Origin of the sequence: Butyricimonas sp. BSD2780061689_150309_C8, assembly GCF_015560935.1 — a bacterium.
Classification (GTDB): Bacteria; Bacteroidota; Bacteroidia; order Bacteroidales; family Marinifilaceae; genus Butyricimonas; species Butyricimonas paravirosa.
Genome location: NZ_JADMSV010000029.1, coordinates 53,286 through 65,942, shown reverse-complemented (window position 1 = coordinate 65,942; position 12,657 = coordinate 53,286). Strand labels below are relative to the sequence as shown.

General features: G+C 41.1%; 8 protein-coding genes. All 8 read left to right on the top strand.

Translation table 11 applies throughout. The annotated features are described in order from the left end of the window. The first annotated feature begins 189 nt into the window (after positions 1-189). The 8 genes from I2I33_RS17550 (at position 190) to I2I33_RS20370 (ending at position 12,553) form a co-directional block, all read left to right on the top strand. On the top strand, positions 190-1,353 hold the full coding sequence (locus I2I33_RS17550; protein WP_162613688.1) for a FecR domain-containing protein: 1,164 nt from the start codon (positions 190-192) through the stop codon (positions 1,351-1,353). Between the two features lie 178 nt (positions 1,354-1,531). Next, a complete protein-coding gene (locus tag I2I33_RS17545) occupies positions 1,532-4,807 on the top strand; it encodes a SusC/RagA family TonB-linked outer membrane protein (RefSeq protein WP_158581821.1) in 3,276 nt (1,091 codons plus the stop codon). Positions 4,808-4,823: 16 nt separating this feature from the next. Next, positions 4,824-6,215, top strand: a complete 1,392-nt coding sequence (locus tag I2I33_RS17540; RefSeq protein WP_087419441.1) for a RagB/SusD family nutrient uptake outer membrane protein — start codon at positions 4,824-4,826, stop codon at positions 6,213-6,215. A gap of 12 nt (positions 6,216-6,227) precedes the next feature. After that, positions 6,228-7,049, top strand: coding sequence for a DUF4843 domain-containing protein (locus I2I33_RS17535; protein ID WP_195666861.1), 822 nt, complete (start codon positions 6,228-6,230; stop codon positions 7,047-7,049). A gap of 17 nt (positions 7,050-7,066) precedes the next feature. Beyond that, positions 7,067-8,647 carry a hypothetical protein gene (locus tag I2I33_RS17530; protein ID WP_140402534.1) on the top strand — a complete coding sequence of 527 codons (1,581 nt, stop codon included), beginning with the start codon at positions 7,067-7,069 and terminating at the stop codon, positions 8,645-8,647. A 62-nt stretch (positions 8,648-8,709) separates the two neighbouring features. Further along, a complete protein-coding gene (locus I2I33_RS17525) occupies positions 8,710-9,798 on the top strand; it encodes a thioredoxin family protein (RefSeq protein WP_087419444.1) in 1,089 nt (362 codons plus the stop codon). A 15-nt stretch (positions 9,799-9,813) separates the two neighbouring features. Next, entirely contained in the window at positions 9,814-10,722 is a 909-nt protein-coding gene (locus I2I33_RS17520) for a serine protease (RefSeq protein ID WP_087419445.1), read from the top strand. 19 nt (positions 10,723-10,741) lie between these two features. Next, complete coding sequence (locus tag I2I33_RS20370) at positions 10,742-12,553, top strand: TlpA family protein disulfide reductase (protein ID WP_229128365.1); 1,812 nt, start codon at positions 10,742-10,744, stop codon at positions 12,551-12,553. Positions 12,554-12,657 lie beyond the last annotated feature (104 nt).

Here is a 12,657-nt window from a genome sequence, read left to right as displayed (position 1 = left end):
AACCGGGTCAATTTCGAGTGGATTTCAAGGACCAAGTTCTATTGGAAAAGAAGGGCCAAATTAGTGCGGATTTTCCAATTACTATTTCTTTTTGGGATAAAAGAAGATTAAAATCTTTTTTTTCAAAAAAATCTGTTTTTTCTTCACCCTGTTTTTCATTTTTGAAGTACTCTATGTAAAAATATGAAGATGAAAATAGATGATCGAGTATATGAGTTGATTTCCGGGAAGTTGGATGATCGCCTGTCACTAATGGAGGAAACGGAACTTTCGGACTGGCTGGCAGAAGATGTGAAACACGAGAAAATATATGCCGAGATAAAGAAAATACGTGATCAGGTAAAACTTTTACATCGGGATTTTGCTCCTGATACGGAGAATGTATTAAAACGAGTGAAGCGGGGAAGAGGAAGGCAAATAGGTTTCCGTTATTGGTGGAAATATGCAGCTCTCTTTATTTTGCCGTTAGGAGTGGCTTTGGTTTTGTGGCAGGGAATGAAGAATGAACCGGTGGAGGTACATCGTCAATTTAGTGCAGTTTCTCGTCCGGGGGGAGAACGGGCAATATTGAAGTTGTATGATGGAAAAACGGTTATGCTGGATAGTACAATGAAGAGTTCATTGATCTCTCACGAGGCAAATGTCCGGATAGAGATGGATTCTAATCATCTGTTACGCTATTCTTCATGTGATTCTATTGGGATTACCGATGCCAATAAAAATAATGAATTAATTATTCCTAAGGGTGGAGAGTACCAAGTCGTGTTAGCCGATGGGACAAAGGTTTGGTTGAATTCGGCATCACGATTGATATATCCTCAATCTTTCATGGGAAAAGAGAGACGGGTTGTATTATCCGGGGAGGCTTTTTTTGACGTGGCACATGATGCAGAAAGACCTTTTATCGTGGAAACATCCCGGATGAACGTGAAAGTGTTGGGTACTCGTTTTAACGTGAATGATTACGATGATAATGAGGAGGTTTCGACCACGCTGGTAAATGGTAGCGTGGAAATTGTTTCAGGTGGTCAGGAAGTGTTTCGACTGGTTCCGGGGGAACAGGCTTATGGGAAAGAAAACGAGTTAGAGAAACGAGAAGTCAATGTCCGTCTTTACACGTCTTGGATCGATGGGAAGTTCTTGTTTAATAACACGGAACTGGAAGAGATTGCCAAGCAGATCTCCCGCTGGTATGACGTGGAAATATTCTTTAGTAGTGAAAACGTGAAAAAGGTGCGGTTCACGGGAGCGATCGTGAAGTTTAAGCCTTTGGATGATTTGGTTCGGATGATCGAGAGTACAAGTCAAGTCCGGTTTAGCGTGAAAGGGAAAACAATTGTAATTTCAGAGTAAATAAAAATACCGGAAAAGTATAGCGACTTCCCCGGCATTTATAAAAGTTAGCAGTCTTGCCCGACATTTGGCGATAGAGGACAAGACTCATTGTAAACCTTTAAAAAACAAATGTATGAAAAAAAATTGTGATTTGGGGCTTTATCCCCCCAGATGGCTAAAAAATTTTCTTAAGGTTATGCGAATAACAGGGATTTTATGTTTGGTGTGCGTGATGCATTTGTCGGCTGCGGTACATTCGCAAACGGCTCGTATCAACTTGAAAATGAAAGATGCCACGATCGAACAGGTGCTGAATAAGATTTCAGAATCCACGCAGTTGGACTTCTTTTACAGCAATTCTAAGATCGACGTGTCAAAACGGGTGAACGTGGATTTTCTGGATGCCACGATTGAACAGGCGTTACAATTGATCTTCAAAGGGTATGACGTGAAGTTCGAGATTAACGATAACTTCGTGGTAATCCATTACGTGAGAGCGTTGGCTGTAACAGATTCGTTGAAAAAGATTACCGTGAGGGGAACCGTGAAAGATGTGGATGGGATGACGTTACCCGGAGTGACGATTCAAGTGAAAGGAACAACTATCGGTTTTACGACAAATGAAGAGGGTAAATTTGATTTTGATTTGCCGAAGCGGGATACTCTCGTGTTGATTTTTTCATTCGTGGGGTACCAGAAACAGGAGGTGCGATTGAAAAGAGATAATAAACCTTTGAATATCGTGATGAAAAACGATATGGCGGAGATTGATGAGGTGGTCGTGACCGGTATTTTCAACAAGCCGAAGGAGAGTTTCACGGGAGCGGTAACACATATCACGAAAGAGGATATTATGGCATACGGTAACCGGAATCTGTTGCAGACACTGAATAATATTGACCCGGCTTTCGTGATTCGTGAGAATAACACGTACGGTTCCAACCCGAACGTGTTGCCGGAGATTCAGATTCGTGGTATTTCCGGGTTACCGGATATAACAAACTTACAGACGTATGCCCGGGCAGAGTTGAACCAGCCATTATTCGTGTTGGATGGTTTCGAGGTGACGTTGGAACGGGTGATGGACTTGAATCCATCGGACGTGGAGTCTGTAACGATTTTGAAAGATGCGAGTTCCACGGCTCTTTACGGATCGCGGGGTGCAAATGGCGTAGTCGTGATTACTTCTTCAAAACCTCGTCAAGGAAAGTTACGAGTCTCTTTCTCCGGTGGGATAAATTTGGAGATTCCCGATTTGTCTAGTTATGATTTGTTGGATGCTAAGGAAAAATTAGACTTGGAGGAGCGTGCAGGATTATACAATAGTCCAGCACGTATGGTTCTGTATCGGCAAAATGTGAAATCCATAGCAGAGGGGGTGGATACTTACTGGATTGGTGAACCGGTACGTACAGGTGTAGGGCAGAACTATATGCTGGATTTAGGTGGTGGCGACGAACAATTTCGTTACTCGATGAATTTATCTTACAATTGCGTGGCTGGTGCCATGAAAGGCTCTTTTCGGAATAATTTTAATGGAACATTGGGAATCAGTTATTTACTTAAACAGATTCGTTTCATGAATACGTTCTCTTTAGGATTGAATAATTCGGAAGATAGTCCATACGGGTCTTTTGGTGAGTATGTAACCATGAATCCGTATTGGTATCCTTATGATGAGAATGGGCGAATTGTGAAATCTTTTAATACGTTTGGTTCAACCACGGGGGTAGATGTGATTGCAAATCCTTTGTGGGAGGCTTCTATCAATAAATTTGATAAAAGTAAATACACGAATATCCGAAATACATTCAGGATCGAGTGGGATGTCGTGAAAGGGTTAAAGTTATCCACGAATGTCGGTTATACCACTCAAACAGATAGAAGTGATCGTTTTTCTCCCAAATCCAGTAATGATTTTAATAACACATCAGATCCGGATGCTATGGGTAGTTACACGTGGGAATATCGTGAAATGCGTTCCTGGCAATGGAGTTTTAATGCTAGTTACGGGAACACTTTCGGTCGGCACAGCGTGTTTGCAGGGGTAGATGGGAGCTTGTATGAAACGAAAAATCTAGGGTATATACTATGGTTACGAGGGTTTGCTAATGATAATTTGACAGATATTTCTAACGCTGCCGGTTTTGCTAATGAACGTCCCAGTTCTACGGATACACATTCCAGACAAGCGGGATTCACTGTGACCGGGAATTACAATTACGATAGTCGTTATTTCTTTGATTTTTCTTATCGGTTGGATGGATCTTCATCCTTTGGTTCTCAGAATCGTTTTGCTCCATTCTGGTCTATCGGTTTTGGGTATACGGTTAGTCAGGAAAATTTTGTACTGGAAAATCTTCCTTGGATGAATTTACTTCGTCTACGTTACTCTTACGGGGTGAACAGTGCTTTGCCGAGTAATCCATATCAAGCTTTGACAACCTACGAATATGACCGTGATCAACGTTATAACGGGGATATGGGAGCTTATCTGATGGGACTTGGTAATGATAAATTGCGCTGGCAGGATACCTATCAGCATAATATAGGGGTCGATCTGACATTGTTTAATGAGATATTATCGGTTCAAGGTAACTATTACCGTAAAGAAACGAAAAATTATATTTCTTCATTGGGATTATCCTATTCTCATGGATTCCCAAAATATATGGAGAATATCGGGACTCTTCGGAACGTGGGAGGAGAGTTGAATGTATCTGTAAATTTGTTGCGGAACCAGAATATTATGTGGTCGGTGAGGGGTGCGATGTCTTGGAACAAGAATACGATCGTGACCCTTTCGGATGAAATGAAACGGCAGAACGAGGAAACCGTGAATAATCAGACCGGGGCGTTTGTTTATTTGCAATATAAAGAGGGAGAATCCATGGACGCTATTTACACGTTCATTTCTCCGGGTGTGGATGCAGCCACGGGAGAGGTGCTTTATATGGATCGAAACGGACGGGTTTCTTCTGATATTGATATGTATGCAAAGGTTAAGGTCGGGAATGAGGTTCCGAAGGTAAACGGACGTTTCAGCACGATGTTCCGTTATAAATCTTTCTCTTTGAATACTGGTTTCGAGTTACGGTTGGGAGGACAGAAATTGAATCAGACTTTATTGAACAAGGTAGAAAATGCTTATCCGAAGGTGAATGTTGACAAACGTGTGTTGAGTGAGCGTTGGGAGAAGCCGGGTGACGTGACTCGATATAAAGGATTGAATAATGATAAGAATACGGTTGCTAATAACCGTTTCGTGGCAGATGAATCAACCTTTATCTGGAGAAATATTAATATCCAGTATGATTTCCCGCGTCGGATTTGTAAATATATGCGAATGGAGAGATTGAGTTTGTCTGCTAGTATGATGGATTTGTTGTATATGTCCACGATAGAGCAAGAGAGAGGAACTGATTATCCATTTTCCGTGAAACCGTCGTTTTCAATATCATGTACTTTCTAATTAATTTGAACGTGTTATGAAAAATATGAAGAATTTATTATTGATGTCTTGCTTGATATTCTGCTTGTCGGGTTGTCAGGATTGGTTGACGATTCAGCCGGAAACACAAGTGACAAAAGAAGATATGTTCAAGACGCAGGGGGGATTTTATGATGCCTTGATCGGTTGTTATACTTTGATGCGGGACAACTATTCTCCGGATGCGAGTATGGTTGTCGGGGGAGTGGAGTATATGGCCAATCTTTGGATAACGGCTACGGATGGGGGAACGGCTTATGATTTTGCGTCTCATGATTATCGGGCAGACTTGGTTGAGATGAATTTGTCCCAGCTATTTTTGAAACAATACGAGATTATTGCAAACGTGAATACTTTGTTGGAGTATATTGATATTCAGAATAACGTATTGACGGAAGATGAAGAAGACCTGTATAAAGGGGAAGCTTTGGGATTACGGGCTTTTATTCATTTTGATTTGATTCGTTTGTGGGGGCCCATGCCAACTGGGATTGATGGAAATCGGGATTATTTGCCCTACGTGACTACGGTTCAATTGGAGAATTATCCGTATTCTAATTATCAAGAGTATATGGCAAAACTTTGTGCAGATTTGGATTCGGCTGAATTGCTATTACAACGAGTAGACTTGATTGTAGCAAATGATAAGTCTGTATCATATCGTCAGAATCGGATGAATTATTATGCAGTACTTGGTCTGCAGGCACGAGTACATTTGTGGTTGGGCGAACATGATGAGGCTTTGCGTTATGCTCGGTTAGTAAAGGAAGCTACAGTTGCAGGAGAGAAAAAACAATTTGCTTTGGGGGTTGGAAATGATTTTCTGCGCTATGATAGAGTGTTATATAGTAGTGAGCAATTGTTTGGAATAAGTCTTGAAGAATTTAATGATAATATGATTGCAGACGGTTCTTATGCTGCTTTTGAACAAAAAAGTACTAATCTGAGCGAATTGTATGCGGCGGAAGATATTCGTTTCCGGTATTTATGGTATACTGATGATGGTGGGGGCCTTCGTTCTTCAAATAAATATGGTAATATGGCGTCATTTGACACCGAGAATCCGGCACCGACTAAAAGTGTTCCTTTGATCCGTTTGTCAGAGATGTATTTGATTATTGCGGAGTGTGCCGGTTTGGCGGAAGCGAATACGGTATATACTGAATTTTTAGCATCTCGGGGATTGACAACAACCGAATTGACGGAAAGTAATAGACAGGAAATTATTCTACAGGAGTATTTAAAGGAGTTTTATGCGGAAGGACAAATGTTTTTCGTGTATAAACGCTTGGGAACGGTGAATATGCGTTGGTCTTCCAGAATGTGTGGAGAGGACGTTTATGTGTTGCCACTACCGTTGCGGGAATTGAGTACGACTGAAAATTATTAAAAGAGAAGAATTATGATACGTAAATTGATATTGTCTTTATGTGTGGGCTTTTGTTGTTTGGCCTGCGAGGAGGCGTTACCCGATTATAATACAACTTGGAGTGGAGTTCAGTTTGTTTTAGGTGAAACCCTAAATCCAGAACGATTTAGGGTTTCTTTTATTGGGAAAGAAGAGACGAGGATGATGGATACGATTTGGTTTACCGTACGGCCGCAAGGATTGTTACCGGAAAGGAGTAGTCGGATTAGGTTGGAGCAATATGAAGGGAAGGAGTGGAAATATATTTATGGAGAGGATGGTGCGATTGTAGATTCTGTATTACGAGTTTTTCCCTATCAGGCAGAAGCGGGAGTACATTATGTAGCTTTTGATGATGAACGAATGGCAGAGTATTTGACTTTGGAGCCTGGAGAGTTGGAAGCTAAGATTCCGGTAATTGTTATGCGGGATAGATCTTTGCAAGACACGACGTTTACTCTTTTCTTTCATATCGTGGATTCGGAAGATTTGAAAGCGGGAGATGAAAAGTATTGTAATATCCAGTTGGGGATAGCCGATTGCTTGACCCGGCCGGCTGCTTGGAATAATTGGTTTTTTGCGGGTACTTGGAGTCAAACTCGTCATGAGTTCATGATTAGAGTAACAGGAGAGGACTGGGATGATGAATTTATAAATACACTTGACCTGGATCAAAAGAACTATTATTTGTATGTGTTCAACCGAGAACTAAAGAAGGAGAATGCTGCACGAGCTGAAGAAGGATTACCTCCTTTGAGAGATGATCCTAATGATCCGAATACGGATATTACTTTCCCAACAGTCGCATTTATGTAACCAACAAAAAAGTAAATATGAAAAGATATATAATTATGATGATCTTTATGGCAGGATTGATATTCGTATCTTGTTACGATAAAGATAATACTATTCATCGTATCCCGGATTTAGTAATAGAGAATGTTACTGGAGGTTCTGTGAAGACAGGAGAAGTAATTGAAATTACCCCTAAATGTGTAATGGGTGGAGAGGAAGTCGAGTGTACTTATAATTGGTATCGTTATCGTGATACTGTGTTGGAATTAATCTCTGAAGATTCTCATTTAGAATGGCGGGTAGATACTGTAGGCTCCGTTACATTAGAAGTAGAAGCAACTCATGTTGAAAGTGGTATTCAGGCGGTTCTTACATTTTATTACTCCATCACCCCACGTATTAATGGAGGCTGGCTAATATTGAAAGAGACTATGGATGGAAACACGGATATGGATGTTTCTTTAATTCAAGCTAATGGTATTGAGTTTGCGGCAGATCAGTTATCTTTAGCTTTAGGAGAACCGATGAAAGGAAAGCCTGTATCGTTACTTTATACAGAATCGTACCAATGGTATGATCCAGAAACCGGAACAACAGAAACGAAGCAAAAGTGTTTAATCCCGGTGAGTCAGAAAGATATTTTAATGTATCGAGTGGCAGATGAGAAGGTGTTGGCGAGAAATGAAGAGTTATTTTTTGAAATGCCAGATTTTGGATCTAGTAACATAAGTTCATTTATGCAATTAGCGCAATCAGGAGGATTGATATGTGATGGAAAAGCATACTTGAGATCCAATGTTGCGTTTATGCCGGCACTTTTGGGTAATTACCATTTGGCTCCTAATGTTGTTTGTTGGAAATATAGTAATCCGATGTTGGTGTATGATGAGTTAAATACATCTTTTGGCCTGCTTGTTGGGTCAAGTAACTTCAGCACGACGATGGAAGTTAAATATTTTGCTGATGATTATCAACCTGATGATGATTTGAGAATTTCTCCTAATAGAATGGATGCAGAATTGATTTATCTCGGTCAAACAGATAAAAGTATTCTTTCAGATCCTAATAAACAAGGATATGGAACGGCATATGCTTTAATGAAAAAAAATGGCGATGCGAATAATTTATTATTATATGGATTGACTGTGGCAGAGTGGTATAATGCTACTTACGGTCCGATTCGTTTTGCTCGGACAATTCCGGTTTCTCGTTGTGAAGCTTTTGCTACTGCAGACTTTTATACGATGCATCAGACTAATAATTTGATTTATTTTATAAAAGATAATCAACTATCTTATTATGATATTGATAATGATGAGTTCGTGGAAAATATTCATACTTTTGAAGGAGAGGTAACTTATTGTAAGTATATAGGTAATGATTATGATTACAATACAGCTACGTGGTTAGGAGAGTTGTATGAAAATAGGTTTGAGAGGCTTGTTGTAGCAACATCTTCCGGAACGAATTATACTGTGCATGTTTTTGATTGGTCGATAAATGAAGGATTGACTCTTTTACCTAATGAGGAAGTGAAGGGGGAAGGAAAAGTACATTTTATGTTATGGTTCCCACGAAATACATCGAATTTCTTTAATAGTATTTATAGATATAGTTAATCATAATCGAGACGGTTCCCTTTGGTGCGTGCGGGAACCGTTTCATTAAAATTTCTACAGGGATGAATAAGGTATTGTATGTTTTTGTAGCATTTTTTATGCTGCAAGTGGGAGCTTTTGCTCAAACGAATTTCGAGGAATTGACGTTGGCTAAGGCGTTGGAGAAAGCAAAGGCTGAAAATAAATTAGTGTTTGTAGACACGTATACATCGTGGTGTATGCCGTGCAAGTACATGGCGAACACGATATTTCCGAAATCGGAGATGGGAGAGTATTTGAATCCCCGTTTTGTTTGCGTGAAGTTTAACACGGAAGAAGGGGAAGGTGCTGAAATTATGAAACGGTATGAGATTTCAGCTTTTCCGACATTTTTGATTTTGAATACAAAGGGGGAGGTACAGCATAGGATTGTAGGAGGGAGTGAGACTGCGGAGGATTTTATCAAACGGGTTGCCGAGGGATTAGATGAGGATAAGGCGATCGGGATTCTTGCGGCGAAATATGAAAAAGGTGATCGGGACGTGAAATTATTAGTGAGATATGCCCGTGCCTTGTTGGCCGTGGATGATCCTTTAACCGTACAAGTTGCGAACGAGTTAATATCTAAATTAAATGATTCGCAACGGGTAGATTCGGCTTACTGGTTTATCTACGAACATCCTGTTCTGACACAAGTCGGATCTCCTAATATGGAGTATTTACTGGCGAATGCTGAACGTTTTCAGAAAAGTATTGGGGCTGAGCGAGTGAACGAGAAAATTGCGACAGCTTTTGATCTTCAATTGACCAACATGATTACCGGTCGTGACCGCCAGAGTGGCATGGAGGCAATAGATAAGGTCGAGAAAGAGATGGAGAAATACGAGTTTCCGAGTAAATCTCGTTTAAAATTGTTTGTTGAGATTGCCCGTGCCCAAAAAAGTGGGGACGTGGAAAAGCTTTTGCAGGTTTGTGAGAAGAATATACCCCAGATTGAACACGAGCATTTATTGGCGATGTTCTTCCCGTTGTCTTTGACAATTAAGCGTAATGGGAATGAAGACCAACAACAAAGAATATTGAAATTAGCGAAAACTTTGCTGGCTGAGACCACAAATGATAAGTTTAAATTCTCGTTAGGGCAATTCATCCCTTATGCTTTAGAGAAGTAATTTTATAAATTTCATATGAGAAAATGTTGTTTTAAAGGATTGTGTGTCGGTTTACTTGCCGTTCTGCTCGGAACGGCAAGTTGCCGTGCGCAAGAAAAAGTTGTTTATCGGGATTATGACCGTTTAGGTTGGACAATTCTCGATTCATTGAAACGTCCGGGTGCAGCCTCTTTATTCAAGGGAATGAACACGTTAAAACTGGCTACTCGTATGCTGGAAGAGAATACGCCCGTGGATGTGGAACCTCGTCCTGCCGGGAAACGAGAATTAAAACCAAGGGCAATAATTGAACAGAGGCGGGAGAGCGTGTTAATGGTTTTTAAATATATGCGGGCAACAGTTCATCCGGAGTACATCATGCCTTGGGCAACGGCTGTCGTTCTATCAGAAGACGGGGTATGCGTGACAAACAGCCATGTGTTGTGGCAATTGATCGATACGTCGGCACGGTTGGATTTACGGGATAGTCTTCTTTTCGTGGCAACGGAGGCAGGAAAAATATATTCAATTTCTTCGGTACTCAGTTATAACCGGAGTGGTGATTTGGCTTTTTTTAAAATAGATACTCGGGGCGAACGTCTGGTTCCGATGCCACTCGGGGAGGACCTTGCTGTTGGATCAAATGTTCACGCTTTGACCCATCCGGCAGGCTACCCTTATGTTTACACAAGTGGGGTGGTATCTCGTACGTTTATCAAAGAATCCGGTAATCCTTTTGGTAACCGGGTGGAAATCACGGCTGATTTTGCCAAGGGGTCTAGTGGGGGGCCGATTATGGACGACCGGGGAAATATGGTTGCAATGGTGTCTTGTCTGCACCCGATATATTATGTCGATCAGCCTCCTTCTGATCGGCAAATGGGAATAAAGGAGTGTATACCGGTAAGTTCAATCGTACGATTGATGAGAAAATTGGAGAAATGACTATATATAATTTCAAAAAATGAGAATTCAAGAATTTTTATGGATAGTATGTTTCCTGCTGATGTCTTTATTTGTCCACGGGATTCCGGTGGATACGATGGAACTGAAAGTCGGGGATAGATGCCCTGCTTTTACTTTTGAAGATATGGAGGGACAGTCCAGATCTTTGGATGAATTTAAAGGGAAATATGTTTTTATTGACGTGTGGGCATCGTGGTGTTATCCTTGTCGAAAGGAATATCCTTACTTGCAAGAATTGGAAAAGAAATTTGAAGGACAAAATGTCGTGTTTGTGGGCATTTCCAGTGATCATGTCGTGTGGCGATGGAAAGGGGCCGTGGAAAACGGGAAAATGTCGGGAGAGCAGTGGTGGGTTGGAAATGATACTTCTTTCATAACGGCTTTTCGAGTAGACCGGATTCCTCGTTTTATCCTGTTGGATCGGAAAGGGCGGGTGTTGCGTTTAGAGATGACACGTCCTTCTGATCCTCGAACGGAAACAATGTTACGGCAATTGAAAGGAATAAAAAATGGCCCGTCTGCCCCACGAAAAGCAAAGAAGACGGTTGACTTGCGGGAGACCGCCTTCGAGTTTCAAATGCCGGAGAATGACACCCGGGAAGTCGCGTTGGAAACTTGCGATGGGGGGAGAATGAAATTGGAATTTGATGGTTCAAATAAGGCCGTTTGGAAAATGGCCCTGTCGGAAGGTGAATACGGGTGCCTTTGGGTAGGGGATAAGAAGTATACGGTATGGGTGGAACCCGGTAAATCTTGGCAAGCTAAATCTGTATTTAATGAATTGCATTTTGAAGGAGAGGGTGCGAGCATTAATAATTATTTGAATAGAAAACTTTATCGGGATATTCAATGGCGGGAATACGAACTGGAGGAAGAACCTTTCCGGGTTAGATTGCAAGAGATGACGGAAGAACGGGAGAATGCATTATTGGCAGCCGGGTTAGATGTGAATTTCACAAAACGAGAGAGAGAACGTATTCTCCATGAGCGAAATTACCAGTTGGCTTTTTGGGTAATTATGGGGCATGGTGGGAAACAGGTGTCGGAAAAATCCCGCTCGGAATTAAGGCGTGTGGTCGTTGAGAAAAAAGAAGCTTGGGGAATCTTCGAGTATCCGGAATCCATTAGAAGAGCTTTATTTGCTTTCCACAATCTGGATGGACAAACGGGGGATGCTTATATCTTGCTAATGGAGGTGTTGAAAGAGGCGGAAAAGTACAGGGATAAGCGGTTGGTGGAAAATTTAGTGGTGAAGAGTGTCATGGAATATGTGAGAATATACGGTATGGAGAATATGGAAGAGATGGATCGAATTTTTCGGAAGAGGGTTCATCGACCGGATTATATTGTAGCATATCAGCGAGTGTATGATGAGAATAAGGTTTTATTCAAGGGACAACCTGCTGTACCATTTACTTTTAAGGATATAACCGGAAAAGAGGTAAGTTTGTCGGATTTGAAAGGAAAATACGTGTATATTGATGTATGGGCCACGTGGTGTGGACCATGTAATGCGGAAATACCTCATTTGAAAAAGTTGGAAGAGGAATTTGAGGGGCGAAACATCTGTTTTGTCAGTATTTCTTGTGATGATAGTCGGAAAGCATGGGAAAAATTTGTTCAGGCGAAACAATTGGGAGGAATCCAGTTACACATGGGGGGAGATAAGAGTTTTATGGAGGCGATCCGTTGTAAGGGGATTCCTCGGTTCATGTTAATTGACCGGGATGGCAAATTTTTAAATGCAAATATGCCGAGACCTTCTGACCAGAAAACATGGGAGATCTTGAATGTTTTACCCGGATTGTAAAAATAGTAGCGTGTGCTTTGTGAACCCGGATTTCCTTGCGTGTAGGAATTCCGGGTTTTGTTTGCACGGGAACTCTTTTTCTTATACTTTTGAATAAAGTCTTA

Coding starts and splice junctions, on each gene's coding strand:
- I2I33_RS17535 (WP_195666861.1), top strand. CDS start 6,228: ATGATACGTAAATTGATATTGTCTTTATGTGTGGGCTTTTGTTGTTTG.
- I2I33_RS17550 (WP_162613688.1), top strand. CDS start 190: ATGAAAATAGATGATCGAGTATATGAGTTGATTTCCGGGAAGTTGGAT.
- I2I33_RS17525 (WP_087419444.1), top strand. CDS start 8,710: ATGAATAAGGTATTGTATGTTTTTGTAGCATTTTTTATGCTGCAAGTG.
- I2I33_RS20370 (WP_229128365.1), top strand. CDS start 10,742: ATGAGAATTCAAGAATTTTTATGGATAGTATGTTTCCTGCTGATGTCT.
- I2I33_RS17540 (WP_087419441.1), top strand. CDS start 4,824: ATGAAAAATATGAAGAATTTATTATTGATGTCTTGCTTGATATTCTGC.
- I2I33_RS17530 (WP_140402534.1), top strand. CDS start 7,067: ATGAAAAGATATATAATTATGATGATCTTTATGGCAGGATTGATATTC.
- I2I33_RS17545 (WP_158581821.1), top strand. CDS start 1,532: ATGCGAATAACAGGGATTTTATGTTTGGTGTGCGTGATGCATTTGTCG.
- I2I33_RS17520 (WP_087419445.1), top strand. CDS start 9,814: ATGAGAAAATGTTGTTTTAAAGGATTGTGTGTCGGTTTACTTGCCGTT.